The 25,266-nt window shown below is 70.1% G+C and carries 31 protein-coding genes; 17 read left to right on the top strand and 14 right to left on the bottom strand.

Annotation, left to right across the window (positions count from 1 at the left end):
* Positions 1-6: 6 nt before the first annotated feature.
* Both BN1701_RS29375 and BN1701_RS29370 read right to left on the bottom strand, forming a co-directional pair.
* The gene (locus BN1701_RS29375) at positions 7-2,904 is read right to left on the bottom strand and encodes a sacsin N-terminal ATP-binding-like domain-containing protein (protein WP_054054187.1); all 2,898 of its coding nucleotides are present in this window, start codon (positions 2,902-2,904) and stop codon (positions 7-9) included.
* Entirely contained in the window at positions 2,901-3,845 is a 945-nt protein-coding gene (locus BN1701_RS29370; RefSeq protein ID WP_054054185.1) for a DUF3027 domain-containing protein, read from the bottom strand. Before BN1701_RS29370 ends, BN1701_RS29375 begins: the two co-directional genes overlap by 4 nt.
* A gap of 58 nt (positions 3,846-3,903) precedes the next feature.
* Between BN1701_RS29370 and BN1701_RS29365 the strand changes: the two genes are divergently transcribed.
* From BN1701_RS29365 to BN1701_RS29355, 3 genes are read left to right on the top strand one after another with little or no spacing between them, the layout of a single operon-like run.
* A complete protein-coding gene (locus tag BN1701_RS29365; RefSeq protein WP_231949750.1) occupies positions 3,904-4,716 on the top strand; it encodes a glutaminyl-peptide cyclotransferase in 813 nt (270 codons plus the stop codon).
* A 58-nt stretch (positions 4,717-4,774) separates the two neighbouring features.
* Positions 4,775-6,577 carry an MFS transporter gene (locus BN1701_RS29360; RefSeq protein WP_082860137.1) on the top strand — a complete coding sequence of 601 codons (1,803 nt, stop codon included), beginning with the start codon at positions 4,775-4,777 and terminating at the stop codon, positions 6,575-6,577.
* A 10-nt stretch (positions 6,578-6,587) separates the two neighbouring features.
* A complete protein-coding gene (locus tag BN1701_RS29355; protein WP_054054182.1) occupies positions 6,588-7,043 on the top strand; it encodes a DUF2771 family protein in 456 nt (151 codons plus the stop codon).
* 18 nt (positions 7,044-7,061) lie between these two features.
* On the opposite strand, the gene BN1701_RS29350 is transcribed toward BN1701_RS29355, so the two are convergent.
* Positions 7,062-7,448, bottom strand: a complete 387-nt coding sequence (locus tag BN1701_RS29350; protein ID WP_054054180.1) for a cold-shock protein — start codon at positions 7,446-7,448, stop codon at positions 7,062-7,064.
* Between the two features lie 194 nt (positions 7,449-7,642).
* On the opposite strand from BN1701_RS29350, the gene BN1701_RS29345 reads away from it, so the two are divergent.
* On the top strand, positions 7,643-7,840 hold the full coding sequence (locus tag BN1701_RS29345; protein WP_054054178.1) for a hypothetical protein: 198 nt from the start codon (positions 7,643-7,645) through the stop codon (positions 7,838-7,840).
* On the opposite strand, the gene BN1701_RS29340 is transcribed toward BN1701_RS29345, so the two are convergent.
* On the bottom strand, positions 7,837-8,436 hold the full coding sequence (locus tag BN1701_RS29340; protein ID WP_054054176.1) for a TetR/AcrR family transcriptional regulator: 600 nt from the start codon (positions 8,434-8,436) through the stop codon (positions 7,837-7,839). The genes BN1701_RS29345 and BN1701_RS29340 overlap by 4 nt on opposite strands.
* A 147-nt stretch (positions 8,437-8,583) precedes the next feature.
* On the opposite strand from BN1701_RS29340, the gene BN1701_RS29335 reads away from it, so the two are divergent.
* The gene (locus BN1701_RS29335; protein WP_231949749.1) at positions 8,584-9,801 is read left to right on the top strand and encodes an Nramp family divalent metal transporter; all 1,218 of its coding nucleotides are present in this window, start codon (positions 8,584-8,586) and stop codon (positions 9,799-9,801) included.
* On the opposite strand, the gene BN1701_RS29330 is transcribed toward BN1701_RS29335, so the two are convergent.
* Positions 9,794-11,419, bottom strand: a complete 1,626-nt coding sequence (locus BN1701_RS29330; RefSeq protein ID WP_054054170.1) for an AMP-binding protein — start codon at positions 11,417-11,419, stop codon at positions 9,794-9,796. The two genes, BN1701_RS29335 and BN1701_RS29330, sit on opposite strands and share 8 nt — an antisense overlap.
* An 83-nt stretch (positions 11,420-11,502) precedes the next feature.
* Between BN1701_RS29330 and BN1701_RS29325 the strand changes: the two genes are divergently transcribed.
* The 7 genes from BN1701_RS29325 (at position 11,503) to BN1701_RS29310 (ending at position 14,627) form a co-directional block, all read left to right on the top strand.
* The gene (locus tag BN1701_RS29325; RefSeq protein WP_054056226.1) at positions 11,503-11,877 is read left to right on the top strand and encodes a YccF domain-containing protein; all 375 of its coding nucleotides are present in this window, start codon (positions 11,503-11,505) and stop codon (positions 11,875-11,877) included.
* A 93-nt stretch (positions 11,878-11,970) separates the two neighbouring features.
* Positions 11,971-12,870, top strand: a complete 900-nt coding sequence (locus tag BN1701_RS29320; protein ID WP_054054168.1) for a helix-turn-helix transcriptional regulator — start codon at positions 11,971-11,973, stop codon at positions 12,868-12,870.
* Positions 12,767-13,024 (top strand): DUF397 domain-containing protein, encoded by a 258-nt coding sequence (locus tag BN1701_RS34845; protein WP_369800644.1) that lies wholly within the window; start codon positions 12,767-12,769, stop codon positions 13,022-13,024. Before BN1701_RS29320 ends, BN1701_RS34845 begins: the two co-directional genes overlap by 104 nt.
* Positions 13,021-13,200: a DUF397 domain-containing protein gene (locus tag BN1701_RS34840; protein WP_082860134.1), complete on the top strand. Its 180-nt coding sequence runs from the start codon at positions 13,021-13,023 to the stop codon at positions 13,198-13,200. The genes BN1701_RS34845 and BN1701_RS34840 overlap by 4 nt, the downstream gene beginning before the upstream one ends.
* A 209-nt stretch (positions 13,201-13,409) precedes the next feature.
* A complete protein-coding gene (locus BN1701_RS37930) occupies positions 13,410-13,607 on the top strand; it encodes an Imm1 family immunity protein (RefSeq protein WP_054054166.1) in 198 nt (65 codons plus the stop codon).
* Positions 13,604-13,810 carry an Imm1 family immunity protein gene (locus BN1701_RS37925; protein WP_255364663.1) on the top strand — a complete coding sequence of 69 codons (207 nt, stop codon included), beginning with the start codon at positions 13,604-13,606 and terminating at the stop codon, positions 13,808-13,810. Before BN1701_RS37930 ends, BN1701_RS37925 begins: the two co-directional genes overlap by 4 nt.
* Before the next feature lie 160 nt (positions 13,811-13,970).
* Entirely contained in the window at positions 13,971-14,627 is a 657-nt protein-coding gene (locus BN1701_RS29310) for an NADPH-dependent FMN reductase (protein ID WP_054056225.1), read from the top strand.
* A 132-nt stretch (positions 14,628-14,759) separates the two neighbouring features.
* Here BN1701_RS29310 and BN1701_RS29305 read toward each other — a convergent pair whose 3' ends face one another.
* The gene (locus BN1701_RS29305; protein ID WP_054054164.1) at positions 14,760-15,146 is read right to left on the bottom strand and encodes an Imm1 family immunity protein; all 387 of its coding nucleotides are present in this window, start codon (positions 15,144-15,146) and stop codon (positions 14,760-14,762) included.
* A complete protein-coding gene (locus BN1701_RS29300) occupies positions 15,143-15,355 on the bottom strand; it encodes a hypothetical protein (RefSeq protein ID WP_054054161.1) in 213 nt (70 codons plus the stop codon). The genes BN1701_RS29305 and BN1701_RS29300 overlap by 4 nt, the downstream gene beginning before the upstream one ends.
* Between BN1701_RS29300 and BN1701_RS36130 the strand changes: the two genes are divergently transcribed.
* On the top strand, positions 15,354-15,779 hold the full coding sequence (locus BN1701_RS36130) for a hypothetical protein (RefSeq protein ID WP_157368281.1): 426 nt from the start codon (positions 15,354-15,356) through the stop codon (positions 15,777-15,779). The two genes, BN1701_RS29300 and BN1701_RS36130, sit on opposite strands and share 2 nt — an antisense overlap.
* Before the next feature lie 352 nt (positions 15,780-16,131).
* Here the strand turns inward: BN1701_RS36130 and BN1701_RS29290 are convergent, their stop codons facing one another.
* Positions 16,132-16,944, bottom strand: a complete 813-nt coding sequence (locus BN1701_RS29290; protein WP_054056224.1) for a metallophosphoesterase family protein — start codon at positions 16,942-16,944, stop codon at positions 16,132-16,134.
* A 50-nt stretch (positions 16,945-16,994) separates the two neighbouring features.
* Positions 16,995-17,777: an HAD-IIA family hydrolase gene (locus tag BN1701_RS29285; protein WP_054054157.1), complete on the bottom strand. Its 783-nt coding sequence runs from the start codon at positions 17,775-17,777 to the stop codon at positions 16,995-16,997.
* 214 nt (positions 17,778-17,991) lie between these two features.
* On the opposite strand from BN1701_RS29285, the gene moaA reads away from it, so the two are divergent.
* The 3 genes from moaA (at position 17,992) to BN1701_RS29270 (ending at position 20,417) form a co-directional block, all read left to right on the top strand.
* Positions 17,992-19,047: a GTP 3',8-cyclase MoaA gene (gene moaA / locus BN1701_RS29280; protein WP_054054155.1), complete on the top strand. Its 1,056-nt coding sequence runs from the start codon at positions 17,992-17,994 to the stop codon at positions 19,045-19,047.
* A 2-nt stretch (positions 19,048-19,049) separates the two neighbouring features.
* Positions 19,050-19,307, top strand: a complete 258-nt coding sequence (locus tag BN1701_RS29275; protein WP_054054153.1) for a MoaD/ThiS family protein — start codon at positions 19,050-19,052, stop codon at positions 19,305-19,307.
* A 441-nt stretch (positions 19,308-19,748) separates the two neighbouring features.
* Positions 19,749-20,417, top strand: a complete 669-nt coding sequence (locus BN1701_RS29270; protein WP_054054151.1) for a transglycosylase family protein — start codon at positions 19,749-19,751, stop codon at positions 20,415-20,417.
* Positions 20,418-20,455: 38 nt separating this feature from the next.
* On the opposite strand, the gene BN1701_RS29265 is transcribed toward BN1701_RS29270, so the two are convergent.
* On the bottom strand, positions 20,456-20,887 hold the full coding sequence (locus tag BN1701_RS29265; RefSeq protein ID WP_054054149.1) for a helix-turn-helix domain-containing protein: 432 nt from the start codon (positions 20,885-20,887) through the stop codon (positions 20,456-20,458).
* A gap of 65 nt (positions 20,888-20,952) precedes the next feature.
* Here BN1701_RS29265 and BN1701_RS29260 point away from each other — a divergent pair, with 65 nt between their 5' ends.
* The gene (locus BN1701_RS29260) at positions 20,953-21,759 is read left to right on the top strand and encodes a class I SAM-dependent methyltransferase (RefSeq protein ID WP_197672150.1); all 807 of its coding nucleotides are present in this window, start codon (positions 20,953-20,955) and stop codon (positions 21,757-21,759) included.
* On the opposite strand, the gene BN1701_RS29255 is transcribed toward BN1701_RS29260, so the two are convergent.
* The 4 genes from BN1701_RS29255 to BN1701_RS29240 form a co-directional block, all read right to left on the bottom strand.
* The gene (locus BN1701_RS29255; RefSeq protein ID WP_054054147.1) at positions 21,746-22,657 is read right to left on the bottom strand and encodes a molybdenum cofactor biosynthesis protein MoaE; all 912 of its coding nucleotides are present in this window, start codon (positions 22,655-22,657) and stop codon (positions 21,746-21,748) included. The two genes, BN1701_RS29260 and BN1701_RS29255, sit on opposite strands and share 14 nt — an antisense overlap.
* A 366-nt stretch (positions 22,658-23,023) precedes the next feature.
* On the bottom strand, positions 23,024-23,506 hold the full coding sequence (gene moaC, locus BN1701_RS29250) for a cyclic pyranopterin monophosphate synthase MoaC (RefSeq protein ID WP_197672149.1): 483 nt from the start codon (positions 23,504-23,506) through the stop codon (positions 23,024-23,026).
* Between the two features lie 35 nt (positions 23,507-23,541).
* Positions 23,542-24,936 (bottom strand): NAD-dependent malic enzyme, encoded by a 1,395-nt coding sequence (locus BN1701_RS29245; protein ID WP_054054145.1) that lies wholly within the window; start codon positions 24,934-24,936, stop codon positions 23,542-23,544.
* A gap of 131 nt (positions 24,937-25,067) precedes the next feature.
* The gene (locus BN1701_RS29240) at positions 25,068-25,256 is read right to left on the bottom strand and encodes a hypothetical protein (RefSeq protein ID WP_054054143.1); all 189 of its coding nucleotides are present in this window, start codon (positions 25,254-25,256) and stop codon (positions 25,068-25,070) included.
* Between the last annotated feature and the right edge of the window lie 10 nt (positions 25,257-25,266).

Genomic DNA, 25,266 nt, shown 5'->3' with positions numbered 1-25,266 from the left:
CACTAGTTAGATCAGGTGGTTGGCCGGGTCCTCGATGAGTTCGGCCAGCGTGTGCCGGTCTTCCCAGCGGTCGGTCGTCCACGCCAGCGCACGCGCCATGGCCTGCGGGGTGTCCTCACAGTGCGCCACGTCGGCCTGGACCCACCACGGGGCCGGGCGGTCGCCGTCGGCGCAGCGGATGATCAGTTTGTCGTGGACCATCGGCCCGCCGTCTGGCACCGCGACGCCGAGTAGTTCGCAGGCCGCCGCGACCGCGCCGAGGTCGGACCACGGGACGAACTCGCCTGCCGAGGAGGGCTCGCCTGCCACTTCCTCCGACGCCAGCGGCAGGTCGAGCAGGTCGGCCAGAGACTCGGCCAGCGCGAAGTCCGGTCCGGCCGACACCACCGCGTCCTCGGCGACCACGGCCAGCAGCCACGGCGCGTCGAGGACTGAGCAGTCGTGGGCGACGGTGTCCGCCAGCGTGCGCACCCCGGCGGGCGGGCGGACGTCGGACGGGTCGAACACCTCGTCGATGACGGCCTCGGCCAAGGCGGCGTGGGCGCGCAGGACCGCGCCGGTGCCGATGCCGCGGTCGAGGTCGCCGAGGCGGCCGAGCAGTTCCTCGGCGTCGTCGGGGGTGTCGAGCACGAGCGCGGCGCGCACGCCAATGGCGGTGAGGACGCGCGGATCCAAGCCCAGGTCGGGCACGACGTCGTAGAGCCCGGCCAGTTCCGACGCGTCGGGCATCCGCCACTCGGTGGGCGCGGCGCCGCCGATGACGCCGTGCCGGGCGATCCACCAGCCGGTGTAGCCGCGGGGCTCCTGCAGCGCGCGCCAGGTCTCGGGCTCGGCGGCGAGCAGCCGCAGCGCGCGCGGCCAGGCGTCGGGGGTGACCAGGTCGAGGTCGCGCACGGCGAGCAGCCGGTGCGGCGGCTCGGGCGCCTCGTCCCACCACCGCGTCTCGTCGGCGAGATCGTGGTCGGGCCCGGTCGGCGCGTCGTCCACGACCAGCGCGAACGCGTCCAGGACGCCCAAGGAGATGAGCACCGACTCCGGCCAATCGATGGTCGAGGAGAGCACGCCGATGGGCGAGTCCTCATCGAGCACGTCGAGCAGCGGCGAGCCGGGCAGCGCCAGTTCGTCGGCCCGGCGCCAGTCGCCGACGGAGTCCGGCAGCGCGAGCGCGCCCAGCCACGGCCGCTCCCCCACCCGCACCCCGGCGTCGCGTACGAGCCGCAGCACGACCTGCACCAGATTGTCGATGTCCACACCGGACTCGACGTCGTCCAGGCTGCGTTCGACCGCCTCCTGGAGCCCGTCGAGCACGTCGAGCGCCCCGCCGGGCTGGGCGCCGAGACGTTCCAGCATCGGGTGCGCGGCCTCGGGGTGCACCACCCGTAGCGAGCCGACCTCGGTGTGCGCCAACAGGTCCAGCAGGTCGGCGTCGCCGTCCATCAGCACGGTGCCGCGCGGGCCGGGCAGGGTGCGCCCGTCGGCCAGCGGCACCGGGAGGCCGCCCAGCTCGGTGCGGGCGGTCGGGTCGGTGTCGACGGCCGGGGCGAGCGCGGCGTACAGCTCGCGCCACCACGACGGCGGCCGGGTGATGCCGGTGATCGACTCGACCACGTCGGCCAGCCCGATCCGCTCGACGTCGAGCGCGGCCAGGGCGGCGGCGTGGCGCTGGTCGGACAGGTCGGCGAGGTCGGGCAGGACCTGGGAGAGCAGCCCGGCCAGACCGTCGGCGTCGAGGACCCTGGCGCGGGCCGGGGCGATCAGCTTGGCCGAACCCGCCTGCGGCAGCCACTTCGCCTGCCGCAATTCGGCGAGGACGAGTTCGCGCAGCCGGTCGTCCACTTCGGACAGTGGGAAACCCGCCTTGGGCACCAGCAGCGTCCGATGCTCGACCGCGATCTCGGTCAGCAGCACCGGATAGGCCCGCGCGGCCTCGGCCAGCACGGCGTCGGCCGCGGGGCCGGGACGCAGGCGCCGCCGGGACGGCTCGATCGGCAGACTCGCGATCAGTCGCGCGGGCAGCGAGAGCCGGTCGTCGGTCGGGGTCGGCGCGTGCAGCACATCCGGGCCGAGTGGCTGGGGGATGTTGTGCCCGTCCACCGGCAGCGCCCAGCAGACCGTCCACTGTGGCCGCGCCTCGACGCCGAGGGTGTCGGCCACTTCCTGGGCGAACTCGCCGGAGGTGCGGTGGACCAGCCAGGTGGACACGCCGTCCGGGCCCTGAACCCGGACGCGGTCGCCGTCGGTGCGCTCCCAGACCTGGTCGGCGATCTCGATCCGGCGCAGGCCGGGCAGCGCGAGCAGCAGGTCGACGGCCTGGGCGGCGAAGTTCTCCAGCAGCCGCGCACCGTCCACATCGGACCGCAAGGGCAGCCGGACCTCGGTGGCGAACCCGGCGGGCGGCGCTTCCCCGGCAGGCCAGGCCAGTCGGAGCACCGGCACCCGGCCCGCCCGCTCGGCCACGCGCGCACTGAGATCCGGGTGTCCGGCGACCGCCGCCCGGGTGTCCTCCGCCGAGAAGCGAACGCCACCGTTGGCCGACAGGACAACGGGATCGTCGGTCACCGCTAGCACGGCGGCGAACCCGATACCGAACTGGCCGACCCCGCCGCCGCGCTTGGCCGAGGCACGCAGCGACGTCAGCGCCGCGACCCCGGCCGCGTCGAGCGGGTGGCCGGTGTTGGCCGCCCGGAGTTCGTTGTCCACAAGGGACACTCGGAGCGTGCCTGGCTCGTCGGCGGCGTCAGCGGCGTTCTGGGCGAGTTCGACGAGAAGCCGGTCGCGATAGCCGCCGAGGTAGAGGTCCTCCTCGGCGTTGGCGTCCTCACGGAACCGCGTGGGCGAGGATTCCCACGCCCCCACGATCGCCGCCCGCAGCGCGGCGGTGTCGAACGGATCGGTCGCGCTCACCCGTCGCTACCGGCCACGGGGCCGGCTAACGGGCGATCCGCATGATCCACCGGATCAGTGCTCTCACCAGCGTCAGCGCCGCCAGCCAGAGCGCCACCGTCCGCCACCTCGTCAACATCGGCCGAAGATTGACCTACCGGCAGATCATCGACGGGTGCCTCCGCTTCGTCCGGGACCTCGGCCTTGGCGGGCCGGGGCTCGTAGTCCAGCGTGGCGTCGTCATAGATGAGGTCGGCGACCAGCACCGGGGAGATCTGCTCGACCTCGGCCTCCGAGTGCGCGCCGCAGCCGTACTCGACGTGCACGACCCGACCGTCGGCGGGCGCGAGCTCGTTGGCGCACACCCCGAAGGCGGCGCCGAACGATCCCGCGACCTTGGCATAGAAACCGCAGGTGCCGCAGTGCGCGGGCGCGCTGCGCGCCATGTCCGCGCCGGGGCCGAAGTCGCCTGCGAACCAGCGGTCGGCGGCCTCCAGGCGGCCGACGCGCGAGAGCACCCGGAGCCTGCCGAGGCCCAGCTCCAGCGCCGCTTCCTCGATGTCCGGGTCGTCACTGCCCAGGTATCCGGGGACCAGCCGGTCGTCGTCCGGGGCGGTCGGCAGCAGATCGCCGACGCCAAGGTCGCCCGCCTGCACGCGCCGCTCCCACGGCACCCAGGCCGGGGCGGTGAGCGCGTCGGGGCCAGGCAGCAGCACGACCTCGCTGACCGTCACCGGCGTGTCGGGGCCCGCGTGGGACACCGTCACCGCCCAGCGCCAGCCGCGGTAGCCGGGTTTGTCGGCGTCGAAGAGGTGGGTGACGGCCGCGGCGTCCTCCGGCTGGGCCGCTACGTGCCTGCCGACCTCGGCCCCCGCCTGGGTCTCGGCGGCGGCGCGCGCGAAGTCGACCGCCGACAGCAGGTCGGGGTCGGTGGCGGCTTCTGGTGCGGGCGTCGGGCTCATCACCGCAGATTGTGCCCCACGCCGATCAGAGGTCCGACAGCCGTGCCACGCTTGCCGGGTGTTACTCCGCCGCACCGCCGCCGCGGCCGCGCTGGCCTGCCTGGCCACCGCCTGCTCCGGCCCCGCCCAGCCCGCCCCCACCAGCCCGTCGAGCGCCGCGCCCGCCGTGGTCACCGAGCTGACCGCCAAGGTGCTCGAGGAGCGCCCGCACGACCGCGCCGCCTTCACCCAGGGCCTGGAGCTTGTCGACGGTGTCCTCTATGAAGGCACCGGCCTGGTCGGCCAGTCGGAGATCCGGGCGACTGACCCCACCACCGGCGCGGTCAGTCAGCGCACCCCCCTGTCGGGTGACCTCTTCGGTGAGGGCATCACCGTCGTGGGTGACCGCATCTGGCAGATCACCTGGCAGGACGGCGTGGCCATCGAGCGGGACAAGGCCACCCTCACCGAGCGCCGCCGGGTCGAGTACCAGGGCGAGGGCTGGGGCCTGTGCCACGACACGAAGAACCGCAGGCTGGTGATGAGCGACGGCTCCGACGTGCTCACCTTCCGCGACCCCGACACCTTCGAGCCGACCGGCAAGGTCACGGTCAACGCCGACACCGGGCCCGTGACCAGGCTCAACGAGCTCGAATGCGTCGACGGGACGGTCTACGCGAACGTCTGGCAGACCGACCTGATCATGCGGATCGACGGGTCGTCCGGAACGGTCACCGGCCGCGCCGACCTGGCCGGGCTGCTCCAGCCGCAGGAGCGCGCCGGGGTCGACGTGCTCAACGGCATCGCCAGCGTGCCCGGAACGGATGAGTTCCTGGTGACCGGCAAGCTCTGGCCGAAGCTGTTCCGGATTCGGTTCGAGGGCCATCCCTGAGCGACCTCGCACGTCTTGATACTTGGAAGTACCTCAGTACGGCAGGATGGAACATGTGATGCGCTCCGGGTCCGACCAGCCACCGTCCGGCCGCCGCCGCGACGGCGGGGGCCGCAAGCGCTGGGGCTATCAGGCCGATCCGAACCGCGGCGCCGCCGAGCCACCCCGTCAGCCGATGGACCCGCACCGCCAGCCCGCCGACCCGCGGCGCAGGCACGTGGACCCGAGGCCGCAGTCGTCATCGAGGTCCGAGCCGCCCCCGTGGCGCCGCGACTCCGAGCCGCCGCCGTGGCGCCGGGAGGAACCGCCGACCGACGCGATCCCGGCCGCGCGCCCGCCCGCGCCGCACCGCCCGCCGACGCGCAGGCTGGAGCCCGGCGCCTACGAGACCTACGGCGACGTCGGCGACTACCCGCCGCCCCGCGACGACCGGCCGCGGCCGCCCCACGACCAGCCGACGCACTACCCCAAGAAGCTGACCGTCACCCGGGTCGCCGCGCTGCGCAGCAGACAGCTCACCCAGCAGGCGGTGACGGCGTTCAAGCGCGCGGCCAACGCCGACGGCGCCGACAAGTCCGGCCTGTCCTCGCTCACCTACGCCACGATGCTCAACTACGCGGGCGACGCGGCGCTGGCCGTGGCGCTGGCGAACACCCTGTTCTTCTCGGCGGCCAGCGGCGAGAGCAAAGGCAAGGTCGCCCTCTACCTGCTGATCACAGTGGCCCCGTTCGCCATCCTCGCGCCGGTCATCGGCCCCCTGCTCGACCGCCTGCAGCGGGGCCGCCGGTTCGCGATGTGCGCGGCGTCGGCGGGCCAGGCGCTCATGTGCGTGATCATGGCGATGCACTTCGACGACTGGGGCCTGTACCCGGCCGCGCTCGGCAAGATGGTGCTGTCCAAATCGTTCACCGTGCTCAAGGCCGCGATCACGCCGAGAGTGCTGCCACCTGAGATAACCCTGGCCAAGACCAACGCCCGCCTGACGGTGTTCGGGCTGGCCGCGGGCGGTGTCTTCGGCGCGATAGCCGCGCTGTTCGCGCATATCTTCGGCTCCCCCGGCGCCCTGTGGTTCACCGTGGTGATCTGCCTGGCCGGTGCCGTTCAGGCCCTGCGGATCCCGGCCTGGGTCGAGGTCACCGAGGGCGAGGTGCCCGCGTCGATCAGCGCCAAGCTGCCAACGCAGGCCAAACGGCAGCCGATGGGCAGGCACGTGCTGGTCTCGCTGTGGGGCAACGGCACGATCCGGGTGCTCACCGGCTTCCTGATGATGTTCGCCGCCTTCGCCGTGCGCGCCCAGAACGAGACCGACCCGGTCCAGCAGCTGCTGCTGCTCGGCCTGATCGCGGGCGCGGCCGGGCTGGGCAGCTTCGCGGGCAACGCCGTCGGCGCGCGCATCCACGTCGGCCACCCCGAGCAGGTGGTGATCGGCTGCGTCATCGGCGCGCTGACGGCCACGATCGTGGCATCGTTCGCCGCGGGCATCGTCACCGCGGCCATGGTCGGCCTGGTCGGCGCGGTGGCCAGCGCGCTGGCGAAGAACAGCCTCGACGCGGTCATCCAGGACGACCTGCCGGAGGAGTCGCGCGCGTCGGCGTTCGGCCGGTCCGAGACGGTCCTGCAGCTCGGCTGGGTCTTCGGCGGCGCGATCGGGGTGCTGCTGCCGCCGATCTGGTGGCTCGGCTTCCTGATCGTGTCGGTGCTGCTGGCCGCCGGTCTGGCGCAGACGCTGCTGACCAAGCGCGGCCAGTCCCTCATCCCGGGTTTCGGCGGCGACCGGCCGCTGCGCTTCAGCATGCCGGGACTGCGGCCCGCGTCACTGCACGAGGGCCCGCCGCCGCCGGCGGGCCCCGCCGGGCCGTAGGGTCTGGCCTGTGCGTCGTCTTCTGATCGCTGTCGCGGCCGGTGCCCTGCTGGCCGGGTGCTCGGCCACCCCGCCGCGGCCGGACGTGACCTTCTACTCCGACGGCGAGAGCGTGCGGGCCACCCCGTTCGTGCTGTTCGACATCGAGACCAGCACCCAGGAGCAGGACCGCGACGCGATCGTGCGGCTCGACATGCGGCCGGGTCAGCCGGTGCAGGTGTCGGTGTCCAACGAGATCGCCGAACAGCCCTGGGGCGTGGCCTTCTCGTACATCAACCGCGACGGGCAGCGGGTGGACGCCAGCAGCAAGGTGTTCCTGCCCAAGGACAAGCAGCACGCGTGGACCCTGGAACTGCCGAACCCGGACGACCGCCTGGTGCTCGCCGCCGTGCAGCGCATGGCCATCGTCAACGGCGACAGGCTGGTGCAGACCGGGTATTGGGTGCTGGCGGCCCAGGACTCCTGAGCCGCCAGCGCGTTCCGGTTAGGGATCGAGCTCCCGCGCCACCGCGCGCATGACCTCGGCGATGCGTTTGGACAGCTTCTTCTCCGGGTAGCGGCTGCGCGCCAAGTCGGGTTGGACGGCCGATTCCAGCATCTTGATCATGTCCTCGACCAGGCCGTGCAGCTCCTCAGCGGGCCTGCGCCGCGCCTCCACCACCGATGGCGGCGCGTCGACGAGGCGGACCGACAGCGCTTGCGGCCCGCGGCGGCCGTCGGCCACCCCGAACTCGATGCGCTGGCCCGCCTTGAGCCCCTCCACGCCCGCAGGCAGCGCGGAAGCGCGGACGTAGACGTCCTCGCCACCGTCCTGCGTGACGAACCCGAAGCCCTTCTCCGAGTCGTACCACTTGACCTTGCCGGTCGGCACTGATCTCACCGTTCCCTTGTCGATTGTTTCGCCCGCGCGCACGGACCCCGGTCGCACGCAAGACGAACGCGCCCTGGGCGTGCCCGGGGCGCGTCCCACCAGAGTAGGCCACCCCGGGACGCTCGGGTTAGTTCGTATCCACCCCCGCCCGGTGTTACGGGTGGGCTTCGCTGACGGCGAACTATCCTTGCCGCATGACCGAACCCGCCCGCGGCGACCGAATGCTCACCGCCGCGTTCGCCCTGTTCGCCCTTGGTCTGCTGGCGGTGATCGCGATTTTCGTGCTCGCGGCGACTGACCGGCACGCGCCGTGGCTGTGGATTCTGACCATGGGGCTGCCGTTGGGGCTGCTGCTGGGTGTCGGGCATGTGGTGCGGGGGCGGCGTTCCTAGTGCTGGATCAGGCCCTCCACGTGCGGGCCGAAGATGTCTGCCACGGCGTCCGCCGTCTCAATCACTGCCTTCGCCGGTGAGGCCGCGTAGCTGACTGCTAGTCGGACCAGCAGTTCCGCGACTGTGCGCAGTGCGTCGGGGTTCGCGGCAGGCCAGGTCTCGGCCAGGAACGCCGAGAGTCGCTCGGTGGCCATCGCGAGTACTGGGCCCGCGTGGTTGGTGACCAACTCCAGTAGGCCGTCGCTGTCGTCGCCCGCGACGATGGCCTTGATCAGGGGTTCCTCGGCGGCGGCGGTGAGGAAGACCTGGAAGGCGGCGGCGATGGCCGCGCGCGGGTTTTCGACGTTTGTGGTGATCGCGGCCTCTACGTCGCGCAGGAAGTGGTCGGTCTCGCGCAGGATGTACACCTGTGCGAAGCCTTGGCGGGAGCCGAACTCCTTGTAGAGGGTCTGTCGGCTGACGCCCGCGGCCTTGGCGACGTCGGCCATCGTCAATTCCGGCCAGGGGCGCTCGCGCAGGAGGTCGCCCGCCGCGGTCAGCAAGGTGTCCCGCAGCAGCGCTTTGGCCGCCTCGGCGTACGGCACGCGCACGGTCATTTCCACCACATTACCCCTGGTGGCGTCCACAAAGTGGACACCAACCAGCTGCCCGCATCCGACTCGGGTTTTCACAGTTAACTTGGCAAGATGGTTGACACGTTAACCATTTGTGTCAAGCTCGACCGACGAGCGGAAGGGAGTCGCGTGGCCATCAGCGTTCCCCGCGCGCGCAGCGGTGTCCCGCTGCTGGGCCCGGGATTCGTCGCGGCCATCGCCTACGTCGACCCCGGCAACGTGGCGACCAGCACGGCGGCTGGTGCGCGGTACGGCTCCACGCTGCTGTGGGTGGTCATCGCCACGACCGGGATGGCCGGGCTGGTGCAGTACCTGGCCGCCAAGCTGGGCCTGGTCACCGGCAAGTCGCTCACCGAGGTCATGCGCGACCGGCTGAGCACGCGCGCCCGGCTCGCGTACTGGGCGCAGGCCGAGGTCGTGGCGATCACCACCGGCCTGGCCGAGGTGCTCGGCGGCGCGATCGCGCTCAACCTGCTGTTCGGGCTGCCGGTGATGGTGGGCGGGCTGATCACCGGGGTCGTGTCCACGGTCTTGCTGATCCTGCGCGACCAGGCGGGCCAGCGGATCTTCGAGCACGTCGTGATCGCCCTGCTGGTCATCATCGGCGTCGGCTTCGTCGCGGGCCTGGTCGCCGCGCCGCCGACCGACGCCGACATCCTGTCCGGGGTCACCCCGGGCTTCGCGGGCGCCGACAGCCTGTGGCTGGTCGTGGGCATGTTCGGCGCCACGGTCATGCCGCACGCGGTCTACCTGCACTCGTCGCTGGCCAAGGACCGCGGGCCGCGCACCAGCCCAGACGGACTGGCCAGGATGCTGCGGACGACCCGGGCCGACGTCACCATCGCGATGACGATCGCGGGCGCGGTCAACATCGCCCTGCTGCTGCTCGCGGCCGGAGCCCTGTCCGGTTCATCCGATCTGGACTCGCTGGGCGGGACCCACGACGCCATCGCGGGCCGACTCGGCGACGACTTCGCCCTGCTGTTCGCCATCGGCCTGCTCGCCTCCGGCCTGGCCGCGACCGCCGTCGGCACCCACGCGGGCGCCGAGGTGATGGCGAGCCTGCTGGTCCGCACGGTCCCGATGGCCGCGCGCAGGCTGATCACGCTGGTGCCCGCGATCGCCTTGCTGTCACTGGCGGGCGACCCGACGCGGACGCTGGTGGGCAGCCAGGTGGTGTTGGCCTTCGGTCTGCCGTTCGCCCTGATCCCCCTGATCCTGCTGACCTCCCGCCGCGACGTGATGGGCGCGCGCGTCAACCACCGGGCGACCACGGCGGCGGCCTGGGGCGTGGCCGCCGTGGCACTCGGCCTCGACGCGGTACTGCTGTGGACGACGCTTAGCTAGCCGTGTTTGTCCCGGGGTTCAGGCCCAGCAGGCGGACCGCCTCGGCGCGCATCTCGACCTTGCGGATCTTGCCGGTGACGGTCATGGGGAACTCGGTGACGACGTGGACGTAGCGGGGGATCTTGTAGTGGGCAAGTTTGCCCGCGCAGAACTCGCGCACGGACTCCGCGGTGAGGGGATCCTGGCCTTCCTTCATGCGGATCCACGCCATCAGCTCCTCCCCGTACTTGTCGTCGGGGACGCCGATGACCTGGGCGTCGAGCACGGCCGGATGCGTGTAGAGGAATTCCTCGATCTCACGCGGATAGATGTTCTCGCCGCCGCGGATGACCATGTCCTTGATCCGGCCGGTGATGCTGAGGTAGCCCTCGTCGTCCATCACCGCCAGGTCGCCGGTGTGCATCCAGCGGGCGGCGTCGATGGACTCGGCGGTTTTGTCCGGTTGTTCCCAGTAGCCGAGCATCACCGAGTAGCCGCGGGTGCAGAACTCCCCCGGCTCGCCGCGGGGCACGGTGTGGCCGGTGACCGGGTCGACGATCTTGACTTCCAGGTGCGGGTGGACCCGGCCCACGGTCGACACCCGTCGGTCGACCGAGTCGTCGGCGCGGGTCTGGGTGGAGACCGGTGAGGTCTCGGTCATGCCGTAGCAGATGGTCACCTCGGCCATCCCCATCCGCTCGATGACCTGCTTCATCACCTCGACCGGACACGGTGACCCGGCCATGATCCCGGTCCGCAGCGCACTCAGGTCGACATCGTCGACGTCGGGTTCGGCGAGGACGGCGATGAACATGGTGGGCACGCCGTAGAGCGAGGTGCACTTCTCCTCGGCGACCGCGGCGAGGGTCGCCTTCGGGTCGAAGGCGGGCGCGGGGATGACCACGCACGCGCCGTGGGTGGTGGCGGCGAGGTTGCCCATGACCATGCCGAAGCAGTGATAGAACGGGACGGGGACGCAGATCCGGTCCTGTTCGGTGTAGCCGCAGAGCTCCCCGACGAAGAATCCGTTGTTGAGGATGTTGTGGTGCGACAGGGTCGCGCCCTTGGGGAAACCCGTGGTGCCCGAGGTGTACTGGATGTTGATCGGATCGTCGGCCGACAGCTCGATCCCGTCGAGGTCCTGCCCGGCGCCGCCTTCGACCAGTTCGTCCCAAGATTCCTGGCCGATCAGCACCACGTCGACCAGGCCCGCGCACTTCGGCTTGACCTCCTCGATCATCGCCGAGTAGTCCGAGGTCTTGAACGCGGGCGCGGCGATCAGGGTGCGCACGCCCGCCTGGTTGAGCACGTACTCCAGTTCGTGCACCCGGTAGGCCGGGTTGATGTTGACCAGGATCGCGCCGAGTTTCGCGGTGGCGTACTGGACGAACACCCACTCCGCGCAGTTCGGCGACCAGATCCCCACCCGGTCCCCCTTGCCGACGCCCTTCGCTTTCAGGCCGCGCGCGACTTTGTCGACCTCCTCGGCGAGCTGCCCGTAGGTCCAGCGGCGGTTCGTGGCCCGGTCGACCAGGGCCTCGCGGTCGCCGTGGGCGGCGACGGTGCGGTCGAGGTTCCCGCCGATGGTGTCGCCCAGCAGGGGGACGGTGGACGTGCCGGAGGTGTAGCTGGGCAGCATGGACGACTCCTTTGCTCGCTCCCATCCTGCTCGGGACCAGCCGTTGTGGCGAGTCTCAGGGTGACGTGGGAACAATGGGACAGGTGCGACTGCTGCTGAACCTCATCTGGCTCGTGCTCTGTGGCTTCTGGATGGCCGTCGGCTACATCCTGGCCGGGATCATCTGCTGCGTCCTGATCATCACGATCCCCTTCGGCCTCGCGTCGTTCCGGATCGCCAACTACGCCTTCTGGCCCTTCGGCCGCACCATCGAGCCACGCGGCGACGCGGGCGTGCCGTCGCTGATCGGCAACATCATCTGGATCATCGTCGCAGGCTGGTGGCTGGCGATCGGCCACCTCGTCAGCGGTGTCCTGTTGTGCGTGACGATCATCGGAATCCCGTTGGGAATCGCGAATTTCAAGATGATCCCGGTGTCTTTGGTGCCGCTGGGCGCACGGATCGTTCCGGTGCGGTAGACCGGTTTCACTGTTCGAAACGACTCGCGCGATGGGGTGGATTCGGGGCTCATGGCACGCGGCCGGGCACCGGATCTCCCTACCGTGTGGGGAATGGGAGCAACGAACAGCGCGGGCGGGCGCGAACTGGGTGACCTGCTCAAGGCCCACCGGGTCGCGGCGGGTCTGACCCTGATCCAACTCAGCGAACGGGTCGGCCAGTCACCGCCGACCCTCAACCGCCTGGAACTTGGGAAGCGCGGGGCGACATCCGAGATCGAGGTCGTCCACTTCCTGGCCGCTTGTGGGGCGAGCTATCAGGACGTGCAACGCGTGACGGCCTTCTGCCGCGAGGTGAACACCGACCGGGGACATTGGCTGTGCCCCAGCGGCCAATGGATGTCGGACTCCATGCGCTCCCTGATCTTCCACGAGGCGTCGGCGACCCGGATCGCGAACTACCAGCCAGAGGTGATCCCCGGCCTGCTGCAAACCGAGCCGTACATCCAGGCCCTGTTCACCCGCAAGGACCTCACCGACGACTTCCGCGCGGCACGTGTCGAAGCTCGGCTCCAGCGGCAGAAGATCCTTTTCCGCAACCGTCCCGCCAGGTTCACCTTCTTCATCCATGAACGTGCGCTGCGGCTGGAGGTCGGCGACTACCGGGTCATGGCCGAGCAGTTGCTCGCGATGCTCTTCTTTGCCGATCGGTGGAACATCGGGATCCGAATCGTGCCGTCGGCCGCCCGCCACGAAAGCTTGTTTGGCGGCTCATTCCTGTATTTCGGCTACGAGCGACACCGCCCACTGGTCTTCCTCGACGGCGCCGTCACCGGGGTGTTCTTGGAGGATCCCGAGTATGTGGAGCTCCACCGCTCACTCATCCGCCAGATAGCCGGCGTCGCGCTGGATGCGGAAGAATCCCGGGTACTCATCGCCACTTTGGCGGACGAGTACGACCGGTCGGAAGGCAAGTGGGATGACGCGTGGCGGGTGGCGCAAGAGCAGCTTTAGCTCCGGCACGGACAACGACTGTGTCGAAGTGGCCCTCACCCCAGACCACGCAGGCATCCGAGACTCCAAGAACACCCACGGCCCATCCCTGGCCATCGCGCCACTTGCATGGTCGACCTTCATCAGCAAGGTCGCAGGACAGCAAGCCGCATGACGCGCGGCGGGTGGCGCAAGAGCAGCTTTAGCTCCGGCCTGGAGAACAACTGCGTCGAAGTCGCCCTCACCCCGGACCACGCGGGCATCCGAGACTCCAAGAACACCCACGGCCCGTCCCTGGCCGTCACACCCACCACATGGTCAATGTTCGTAAGGTCGGTGACCAGCGCCTAACCAGGAGGCCCGTGTCAGCGCGTCGACCGTGACCTACAGCTACGCGGACAACGCGAGCGAGATCGCGGGCCCCACAGAGATCCCGCATCACCCGGCACGCCCACCGGCCTAGTCCGCCGACCAGGGTAGTTCGACAACCAGAGACTTCTCCGTCGGCGGATCGTTCACGGCCCGAACTACCGCAAGACGTTCACCGGAGGACAGGCTCGATGGTCACGCTAGAAATTTGGTACGACCAAGCCGACGGCGAAGCGACCATCGTGCGCACCAGCGCCGAGTTGGACGCTCTTGTCGAGCGGGTGCGCCGAGAAACCGACCTCCCCGAAGGCGGCGCGGCCATCCAGGTCGCCATCGATGGTGACGAAGACTCCCCAGTACTCGAAGTGGGCCTCGGCCGATCCAAGTGATTCATCGCCTATCACGCCGAGGACGGTGGGCGAACAAAGGCGACGGCGCCCCGGACTGGATCGTGGAATACGTCTATATGGGCCACGTAACAGACATGACCGCTGACGCCGAGATCCCCATCGAAGCGGTGATCGACGGCCTACGGGAGTTCATGGAGACCGGCGGCAAGCCGAGCATCATCCCGGCACGCCCATCGGCCTAGATACGCCTGCGGGAGTTCATCCGGACCGGAAGCAAACCCAGCATCATCTCGCAGGGCTGTGGCGGCCCTTCCCGCACCACCGGTGCGCGGGGTCGAGATAGAGGTCGACGTGCGCCCGTCCTGACGCACCCGCATCATGGGTCGGAGCGAGGGAGAGATCATGGAGCGCGCCGAGGTCCGAGTTCTGGTTTTCAGTGGGTCGCTGCGGGCCGGGTCGTTGAACACCCGGCTGGCCGACTTGGCGGCGAAGATTCTTCGGGACAACGGCGCCCACGTCGACGTCGCGACCATGGGGGACTTCGCGGCACCCAGCTACGACGGCGATCTCGAAAAGGTGCAGGGGATTCCCGAGGAAGCCGCTGAACTGCGCAGGCGACTGGAAGCCAGTGACGCGTTCGTGATCGCCTCGCCGGAGTACAACGCGTCGATGTCCGGGGTGCTCAAGAACGCGATCGACTGGACGTCGCGGTTTCGGCCGCAGCCGTGGGCCGGGCGCAACGGGCTGCTGATGTCGGCGTCACCCTCGATGGTCGGGGGCAATCGGGGGCTCTGGGCATTGCGGGTGCCGCTGGAACACCTTGGCGCGAGCATCCACCCCGACATGTTCAGCCTCGCACAGGCCCACACGGCTTTCACCGAGGAAGGCGGTCTGGCCGACGCGACGCTGGCCGAGCGGCTGACCGGAACCCTGGTCGCCTTCCTCGACATCGCCGAGGCGGGCAAGCACTACTTCTGCGCCCGCCGGGCCTGGGTGGAGTTCCTCGGCGAACGGGCCGACCCGACGATCGACCGCGTCGAACGCGTGCAGGCGCCCTAACGTGGCGGGTCACATCGGGCTTCGGGAGTTCAGGCGGACTGGCCGCGAACCCACCGTCATCTCGGCCGATTCATCGGCCTAGTCCGCCGACCATGGCGGTTCGGCCCCGAACACGGCGTCCGCTCCCACCGACTAATAAGGGTCGACCTGCCAGGCAACGCAGGTCGGCCGCGCACCAGTCCGCAGATATTCCTCTAGTGCCCGTTCGATTTTGTCAGTCGGCAGTTCGCTGTGGTCAGGGAAGTCGACTTCGGCGTAGACGGGACCCTCGTCGTCGGGGGTTGGTCCTTCGGTGTACCAAGAACCGGTCTCATCGGTGAAGTAGATCGCCCCAAGGTCGCCGCGGATCCCCACGATGAGTTCGTTGACGAACTCAGCCCCGACAGGTCGCATTGCGACCCCGAAAGGCGCTGCGGCAAGCACTTCGACCAGCCGGTCGACACCATCCGCGGCGAGGTGGAGGACTTCCTCGCCTACCTGGCCACCATCGAGAGTGCGATAGCGGGCCTCGATCGTCATGCGTCCTCAGTTCCCCGGTAGGTGTAGCGGTTGCCGTCCCGGTCGATCACGGTCAGTTTGGCACCCGGTGGCAGCCAATCATCGAGGGTGGCATCGCAGGTCCACTCGCCCGGCGCGGCGACACCGCAAGGCGGCCGATCTATCACGATCGTCTCGTCGATCGGCGAATCGTCTGGTTGACGCTCAGCGTGACGAGCGCGCAGACGCATGGCGAACTTGACCTCTACATGTCTGGCCAAGGACCGCACTGCCTTTCACCCAGCCGCGCTCGCGCGCGTAGGCAGCGGCCGCAGCGAACCATTCGTCCCGATTGCCGCTGACCAGGTCGTGCTCATCGCCTGCCGCGTCGATCCACTTCCCATTGGTTCGGGCGCCTGGCGCCGGTGGCGCCAACCGGGCCCGGACATCCGCGTATCGATCCTCGCGAGCCCGCTCGGCCTGCCTCGGCGCGACCGCCGTGATGGGTCCACCCGTGAGTTCGACACGATAGGACTCAAGTCTGTTCGTTGCCGCATCGATCAGCAGCAACGCCCTGTCGATCGCCTCGCGCGCCACACCAAGGCAACGACCGCTCGCGTGAGTTCGGGACGAGCAGATTCCAGCGCGAGCCTGTGCAGCGGTGGCGCGGCTTGATCATCGATCCAGGTACCCAGGTGTCGAAGTTCCTCCACCGGTAACAAGGCACATCTGCTGATGGCGACGACAAGGCGTTCGACCGACACCTCGCTAACTTCCCGTCGCCCAGGCTCGACACAACTGCGCCGCGGTGTCGAGTGCGACCCCCGCCTCACGAACCAGATCCGCGGCCAACGCGAGTTCCGCGACCGCGGTCCGCGCATCCTGGCTGGTCGAAGTCTGCAAGAGGTTGTCGAGCGACGAGACATTCGCTCGAATCTCGTCGGCCACCGTCGCCGCACGAGCGATCGGCGCCGAGTCTGCGATCGAGCCGACCAACGCCCGAACCGCGCCCGCTGACATCCGGGGTCTAGTCCGCCGACCAGGGCAGTTCGACCACCAGGCACGGCCCGCCGACGAACACCCCAGCGTCCACCCCCAACGCCTTCCCGCCCGCATACAGATGAGGCCCGTCGATCTCCACCGGCAGCCGCCCGACCTGGTCCGCGATCACCGAGTGGCCATGGACGACCTGAGAACCGCCCAAAGCGGACAGAACATCGTCGGCGACCTCTTCCCCCTGTGGCCCCCGAAACGCGTACCGCGTCGTCATCCGCCGCCAGACTTCCCACCATTCGACGATGTCGTCGGAGCGCAGGATCTTGCTGACCGACTCGTTGATCGTGGCGATGTCGGCGCCCCAGTGCAGGTATTCCAAGGTGTCGGAGTGCATCAGCAGGTGGTCGCCGACCAACGCGAGGACGGGGCGCTCGATCAGCCAGTCCAGGTGGTCCTCGGTCAGCGCCTCCTGGTCGCTGACCATGCCGCCGTTCATCTCCCAGCTGCGGGCGAAGCTGCGGGGGCCGAAGTCCGACGGGACCTCCGTGTCCCCGAACTTGTGCATACCCAGCAGAAGCACCTCATGGTTGCCCAGCAGCGTCTCCACGTGCCCACCCGCGTCGGCGGCGGAGTCGGCCAGGGCACGCACCAGGTCGATCACGCCGATGCCGTCGGGGCCGCGGTCGACGAAGTCGCCGAGGAACCACACGTGGGCGTCGTCGCCGGACCAGGTTCCGTCCGGGTCGACGAGGCCCGCGCGGTGCAGGGCGTCGACGAGTTCGTCGCGGTGGCCGTGGACGTCGCCGACCACGAAGGTGCGCGTCACGGCTCTGTCTTCCTCCACGGATCCGACGATAGGCGAGCGCACCCCCAGTCGCGCAGTGATCGGGGCGATCATTCCGGAAACGGATTCCCAGTGTGTCCCACGAGGTCGGCGATGGAGTCGATCACGCGGGTCGGGCGGTAGGGGAACAGCTCGGCGGTGTCGCGGCCGGAGATCCCGGTGAGCACCAGGATCGTGCGCAGCCCGGCCTCCAGGCCGCTGCGGACGTCGGTGTCCATCCGGTCGCCGATCATCAGGGTGTTCTCCGAGTGCGCGCCGAGCGAGCGCAGACCCGAGCGCATCATCAGCGGGTTCGGCTTGCCCACGTAGTACGGCGCGCGGCCGGTCGCGCGCTCGATCAGGGCGGCCACCGAGCCGGTCGCGGGTAGCGAGCCCTCGCGGCTGGGGCCGGTGGCGTCGGGGTTGGTGGCGATGAACCGCGCGCCCTGCTCGACCAGGCGGATCGCGCGGGTGATCGCGGTGAAGCTGTAGGTGCGGGTCTCGCCGAGGACGACGTAGTCCGGGTCGCGGTCGGTCAGCACGTAGCCGATCTCGTGCAGCGCGGTGGTCAGCCCGGCCTCGCCGATGACGTAGGCCGAGCCGCCGGGGCGCTGGGTGTCGAGGAACCGGGCGGTGGCCAGCGCGGAGGTCCAGATGGCTTTCTCCGGCACGTCGAGGCCGGTGCGCAGCAGGCGGGCCCGCAGGTCGCGCGGGGTGTAGATCGAGTTGTTGGTCAGCACCAGGAAAGGTGTGTCCGCCGACGTTAGTTCGGCGATCACCGCGTCCGCGCCCGGGATCAGGTGCTCCTCATGCACCAGCACCCCGTCCATGTCCATCAGGTACGTCCACCGCATGGCCCGGAGGCTACCCAGTGACCTCGGCGGAGCCGCCACGGAGCAAGCCTCTTTCGCCCATCCGGAAGTACGGCGCACGGTGGCCGCTCTCGCCGCATCCACGTTCCTGTCATCCTGAAACGGACGCAGCCACGGAGATCCGTCGACTCCGCTGATGTGCTGACGTGCGCCGCGCGTAAGCCCAATCGAAGAAAACACGACTACGCTTGATCGGGTGACAGCGGTTGATCTCGGACTCCCCGCGGTGCCCAGGGCCTCCTCGGGCACTCGGCCGGACACGCCCGCGCTCATCGACACCTTCGGCCGGGTGGCCGCCGACCTGCGGGTTTCCCTCACCGACCGCTGCAACCTGCGCTGCACCTACTGCATGCCCGCCGAGGGCCTGGACTGGATGCCCGGCGGCCAGATGCTCAGCGCGGACGAACTCGTCCGGCTGATCCGGATCGCGGTCGAGTCGCTGGGCGTGACCAACGTCCGCTTCACTGGCGGTGAGCCCACGCTGCGACGCGAACTCGAAGGCATCATCGCCGCGACCGCCGCCCTCGACCCGCGGCCGCGGATCTCGATGACCACCAACGGCATCGGCCTGGTGCGCCGCGCCCGCGCGCTTGTGGAGGCCGGGCTCGACCGGATCAACGTCTCCCTCGACACGCTGCGGCCGGAGCGGTTCGCCGAGATCACCCGGCGCGACCGGCTCGGCGACGTGCTCGACGGCTTGGCCGCGGCCCGCGCCGCCGGGCTCAGTCCGGTGAAGGTCAACGCGGTGCTGCTGCCCGGGGTCAACGACGACGAAGCGCCCGACCTGCTGCGCTACTGCGTCGACAACGGCTACCACCTCCGGTTCATCGAGCAGATGCCGCTGGACCCCCAGCACGGCTGGAACCGCGCGGAAATGCTTACCGCGGAACGGATCCTGGAACTGCTGGGCGCCGAGTTCGAGCTGACCCCCAGCGCGAGCCCGCGCGGCGCGGCGCCCGCGGAGCGGTGGCTGGTCGACGGCGGACCCGCCGACGTCGGCGTGATCGCCTCGGTCACCAGGCCCTTCTGCGGCGACTGCGACCGCACCCGGCTCACCGCCGACGGCGCGCTGCGCTCATGCCTGTTCAGCCAGACCGAGACCGACCTGCGCGCCCCCCTGCGCGCGGGCGCGGGCGACGACGAGATCGCCGAGCTGTGGCGGGCCACCATGTGGGCCAAACTGGCCGGACACCAGATCAACGAGGCCGGGTTCGCCCAGCCGCTGCGGCCGATGAGCGCGATCGGGGGCTGAGCATGGCACTCGCCGTCACAGTGCGGTATTTCGCCGGAGCACGCGTCGCCGCGGGCGTCCAGGAGGAGAGCATCTCCCTGCCCGCGGACGCGACGGTGGCCGACGCGCTCACGGCGCTCGTGGACCGCCACGGCGACGCGCTGTCGCGGGTGCTGCGGGCGTCGAGCTTCCTGCTCGACGGCGTCGCGGTGCGCGATCGGTCGCTGCCGCTGGGCGACCGCGCCGGGCTGGACGTGCTGCCGCCGTTCGCGGGCGGCTGAGCCTTCCGCCAACTCTCAGGCGGCCCAGTGGACGTGAGTCATGCCTCACCGAGCGTTAATTATCTCGACACGGACACGGAATCATAACAGCGAAACACAACTCGCTGACCTGCGGAAATACGGTGATCGCGAGCCGTTCGCTCACCGTTACTGTGACGACGGTCACTATCGGATAGATTTCCGATTCCCCTCCCGGTTACGTACCGTCGCTATTCGGCTGGCCCCGACCAGCCGCGCACGACCCGGGAGTCCGTAGTGCCGAACCCTGTCCGGCGGGCCTCCGGGAACCAACCCCGAGCGAAAGCGAACTTCCGGGCAGGGACGAGGGACCACGACGAGCGCGCAGCGACGCGTCAGGCGTGGCAGCCGGGTGAGAGCCCCGGCCGGGCCGTTCGGTCCGCCCGCAGCGACGAGCTCGCAGGCACGGGAGGAGAGACCCCAATGTCGTACCGAGGCAAGCACCGCAAGCCGTCCGCCGCCAAGCGCACCATCGCCCGCGTCGTCGTCGCGGGTGTCGCGGTCGGAGCCCCGATGGCGTTCGCCGCCGCCCCCGCGTCGGCGGACACCGTCAACTGGGACGCCATCGCCCAGTGCGAGAGTGGTGGCAACTGGAGCATCAACACCGGAAACGGCTACTACGGCGGTCTGCAGTTCAGCCCGAGCACCTGGCGTGCGTACGGCGGCACGGGCAGCGCCCACACCGCCTCCAAGGCCGAGCAGATCCGCGTCGCGGAGAACACCCTGCGCGGCCAGGGCATCGGCGCCTGGCCGGTCTGTGGCAAGCGCGCCGGTTCGGCCACGCCCGCCAAGGCGAAGGCCGCCGCCCCCAAGGCGACCACCAAGAAGGCCACCGCGCCCAAGGCCGCCGCGCCCAAGCCGGTCGTGAGCCCGGTCGTGAAGAAGGCCGCCCCGGCCGCTCCGGCCGCGCCCACCGGCGTGACCAAGTCGAACCCGGCGGGCAACTACACCGTTGTCGCGGGTGACACGCTGTCTGGCATCGCCCAGCAGCTCAACGTCGAGGGCGGCTGGAAGGCCCTGCACGCGCTGAACAAGGACTACATCTCGAACGCTGACCTGATCCTCGTGGGCCAGAAGATCGCGACCAAGTAGTTCGACGTCCCGTTACCGGGATCCCAACTCCGATCCCCTCACCGCGTACCCCCGGCGGTGAGGGGATCGGCCCCATTTCCGGCCAGGGCGTCGCCGAGGATGCGGCGGAACGTCGGACACTCCAGATGACTGGGCGCCGGGCAGGCCGCGGCGTGCCGCAGGCCCTCGCGCATGACCTCCAGCTCGCGGATCCTCCGGTCCAACTCGTCAGCCTTGGCGGTGAGCAGGTCGCGGTCGATGCGCGGCCGCCCGTCGGGCGCGAACATGAGCGCGATCTCATCGAGCGCGAAGCCCGCCGAGCGGCCCAGCGCGATCAGGGCGAGCCGCTCCAGCACACCGGGGTCGAACTGGCGCCGCAGGCCCCTGCGGCCGGTCGAGGCGATCAGGCCCTTCTCCTCATAGAACCGCAGCGTCGACGCGGTCAGACCCGCAGCCCGCGCCACCTCGGCGATGTCCACTGCCTCACCCACTTGACTTCAAGTCGACTTGAAGTAGGACAGTGGCAGCTCCGGTTCGTGGAGGCAAGGAGACGATCGTGACCGACGAAGACCAGACGGCGCGCTGGAACGGCCGCGCGGGCAACGCCTGGGTCGATTCGCAAGAGCTGCTCGACAAGCTGTTGAAGCCCGTGGAAGACGTCCTTGTCGACGCCGTCGCCGGACCCGCCGTGCTCGACGTCGGCTGCGGCACGGGCGGCACGACGGTGGCCGTGGCGCGCAAGGTCGGTACGTGCGTCGGCGTCGACATCTCCGGCTCGATGATCGCCGCCGCCGAGAAGCGCGCCGAACTGGCGGGTGTGCGGGCCACCTTCATCCGCGCCGACGCGCAAGATCACGACTTCGAGCCGGGCACGTTCGACACGGTGATCTCCCGCTTCGGGGTCATGTTCTTCGCGGACCCCGTCCGGGCCTTCACCAACCTGCGCCGCGCCACGCGGGGCGGGCTTTGCGTGGTCGTGTGGCGAGGGATGGACGAGAACCCATTCATGACGACCGCCGAACGCGCCGCGGCCCCGCTGCTGACCCTCCCCGTCCGCCTACCGGACACCCCAGGTCAGTTCGGCATGGCGAGCCCGGACCTGGTCCGCGGGATCCTGACCGAAAGCGGCTGGGCCGACGTCGACCTAGAGCCGCTCGACGTGGACTTCGCCCTACCGGAGTCGGAGCTGGTCGGCTACTTCACCCGGCTCGGCCCGCTCGGCCTGGCCCTGCCCGAGGTGGACGAGACGACCCGCGAGCGAGTCGTGGAGACTGTCCGGCCCGCGTTCGACCCTTACGTGCACGGCGCGGAAGTCCGATTCAACGGTGCGTGCTGGATCGTCCGCGCTACTAAGGGCAGTTGACCCACTCGTCGGTGCCGTCGGTGAACTTCTGGTGCTTCCAGATCGGCAGCCGCGCCTTCACCTCGTCCACCAAGTCCGCACATGCCGTGAAGGCTTCCCTGCGGTGCTCGGCGGCCACCGCGCAGGCCAGGGCGACGTCCCCGACGGCCAGATCGCCGATCCGGTGGGTCACCGCCAGGGCACGCACGCCCCGGTGGCGGGCGGCGACCTCGGTGGCGACCTCGGCGACGATGTCCTTGGCGGTCGGGTGGCCCTCGTAGGTCAGCGCCGTGACGCCGCGCCCGTGGTCGTGGTCGCGGACGACACCCGCGAAGGTGACCACCGCGCCCGCCGCGTCGTCCTCGACCAGGGCGGCGTGCTCCTCGACGGTGATCGGGGACTCGCTGACGTCGGCGCGCAGGACCCGGGCCCGGGTGGGCTTGGCGGCGGGGTGGTCGCCGCCTTTGAGCTGGTCGACGGCGTGGGCGAGCACTGGCTCCAGCACCGCGAGTCCGTCGCGGACGCCGCCGGAGGACCCCGGCAGGTTCACCACCAGGGTCCGGCCCGCCACGCCCGCCAGGCCGCGCGACAGCACGGCGGTGGGGACCTTGGGCAGGCCCGCGGCGCGGATAGCGTCGGCCAGGCCGGGGATTTCGTAATCCAGCACGGCCCGCGTCGCCTCGGGGGTGCCGTCGGTCGGGGTGATGCCGGTGCCGCCCGTGGTGACCACGACGTCGACCTTGTCGGCCACCGCGGCCCGCAACGCCGCCTCGACCGGGGCGCCGTCGCGCACGACCACCGGGTCGGGCGTGGCGCAGCCCTGGGCCCGCAGCCAGGCCACGACGACCGGGCCGGTCTTGTCCTCGTAGACGCCGTCCGCGGCGCGGTTCGACGCCGTGATGACTCGCGCGGTGGTCACAGGTGGCTCCCCTCGGCCTGGCCGGCACTCGACCCGGACAAACGCCGTGATACTGCGCCCGATTCGGTGGTCACAGGTGGCTCCCCTCGGCCTGCCCGCCACTCGACCCGGACAAACGCCGTGATACTGCGCCCGATTCGGTGGTCACAGGTGGCTCCCCTCGGCCTGCCCGCCACTCGACCCGGACAAACGCCGTGATACTGCGCCCGATTCGGTGGTCACAGGTGGCTCCCCTCGGCCTGCCCGCCACTCGACCCGGACAAACGCCGTGATACTGCGCCCGATTCGGTGGTCACAGGTGCCTCCCCTCGGCCTGCCCGCCACTCGACCCGGACAAACGCCGTGATACCGCACCCGATTCAGTCGTCACAGGTGGTCCTTCCGGGTCCACGTGCCGCTCTTGCCGCCGTCCTTGCGTTCCACCTGGACGGCGTCGAGCACGGCGGCCGGGTCGACGGCCTTGATCATGTCGTGCAGGGTCAGGCCGCAGACCGCCACCGCGGTGAGCGCCTCCATCTCCACGCCCGTGCGGTCGTTGGTGCGCACGGTCGCGGTGATCCGCACCTCGGAGCCGTCGAGATCAAGGTCGAGCCGCACGCCCGAGATCGAGATCGGGTGGCACAGCGGGACCAACTCGGGGGTCTTCTTGGCGGCCATGATCCCGGCGATGCGGGCGGTGGCGAGCGCGTCACCTTTGGGCAGGCCGTCGCGGCTCAGTAAGCCGATGACCTCTCTGGTCGTGCGGACGATCCCAGTCGCCACAGCCGTTCTGGCCGTGACCTCCTTCTCGGAGACATCGACCATCCTGGCCGCGCCATTGGCGTCCACATGACTCAGTTCGCCGTCCACGCCACCGATGCTATTCCTATCGCGCCAGTCGGCCGCTACCCGGAGTGCGAGGTCCCCGCCGCCTTGCGCACGGCGTCCGCGACCGCGTGCGACACGGCCGGGTCGAACACGCTCGGGACGATGAAGGAGGCGTTGAGCTTGTCGCCGTCGACCACGTCGGCGATGGCGTCGGCGGCGGCCAGCAGCATCTTGTCGGTGATGCCGCGAGCCTGGGCGTCGAGCAGGCCACGGAAGACGCCGGGGAAGGCCAGCACGTTGTTGATCTGGTTCGGATAGTCCGACCGGCCGGTCGCGACGACCGCGGCGTGCTTCTGCGCCTCCAGCGGGTCGATCTCCGGATCAGGGTTGGCCAGCGCGAACACCACCGCGTCCTTGGCCATGGTGGCGACCTGGTCGGCGCCGAACAGGTTGGGCGCCGAGACTCCGATGAACACGTCGGCGTCGACCAGCGCGTCGTGCAGCCTGCCGCTCACCCCGTGGCGGTTGGTGTTCTCCGCGACCCAGCGCAGGTTCGCGTCGCCGTCGCCGCGGCCCTCGTGGACGATGCCGTCGACATCCACGGCGATGATGTCGCCGGGGCCGCGGTGCAGCAGCAGGCGGATGATCGCCGACCCGGCCGCGCCGACGCCGCAGACCACGATCTTGCAGTCGGCGATGTCTTTGCCGACCACCCGAAGCGCGTTGCGCAGCGCGGCGACCACGCAGATGGCGGTGCCGTGCTGGTCGTCGTGGAACACCGGGATGTCGAGCAGGTCACGCAGCCGGGCCTCGATCTCGAAGCAGCGGGGCGCGGCGATGTCCTCCAGGTTGATGCCGCCGTAGACCGGCGCGATCAGCTGGACAGTACGGATGATCTCCTCGGTGTCCTGAGTGTCCAAACACACCGGCCACGCGTCGACGCCCGCGAACTTCTTGAACAGCGCGGCCTTGCCCTCCATCACCGGCAGCGCCGCGGCCGGGCCGAGGTTGCCAAGGCCGAGCACGGCCGAGCCGTCGGTCACCACGGCCACGGTGTTGCGCTTGATCGTCAGGCGGCGCGCGTCGTCGGGGTTCTCCGCGATCGCCTGGCAGATCCGGGCCACACCAGGGGTGTAGGCGCGGGAGAGGTCGTCGCGGTTGCGCAGCGCGACCTTGGCGTTGACCTCGATCTTGCCGCCGAGGTGCATGAGGAACGTCCGGTCGGACACCTTGCGCACCACGACCCCGGGCAGCAGGTCGAGCACGTCGGTGATGTCGCGGGCGTGGTTGACCGACACCGCGTTGCAGGTGATGTCGACGACGACCCGGTCGGTGTGCGACTCGACCACGTCGAAGGCGGTGATGACCCCGCCGACCCGCCCGATCGCCCCGGCGAGATCCCCCGCCGCGCTCGCCGACGGCGGCGCCTCGACGCGGATGGTGATCGAGTAACCGGGACCGGGAACTGGCATGCGGGGCTCCTGGGACAGCGCTGTCTACTCTGGAATACGCCGAGCCTAGCTGGAATCAAACGATCACAGCGCGTATACCGATCGGTAGCAATCGGCGTCCCATGAGGCGCTCAACACACGCCAAGTCCGGGCTATCGGGTTTTGTTGATCTCCGTGACCGGGTGGATGTACGGCACGCCCTCCAGCGGGAAGGTGACGTCGCCGTACGGCGAGAGCGCGCCCTGGCGGTCCGAGGTCAGCTCGGAGACCGGGTGCGAACCATGGTCGTCGTCACCCGCCCAGGTGGGGTCGACACGGTGGCTCTTGGCGGCCTTCGCCACGGGTCCTCCT

Source organism: Alloactinosynnema sp. L-07, from assembly GCF_900070365.1.
GTDB lineage: Bacteria > Actinomycetota > Actinomycetes > Mycobacteriales > Pseudonocardiaceae > Actinokineospora.
Note: the sequence above shows the minus strand (reverse complement) of the source record. Positions and strands in the feature narration are given on the sequence as shown.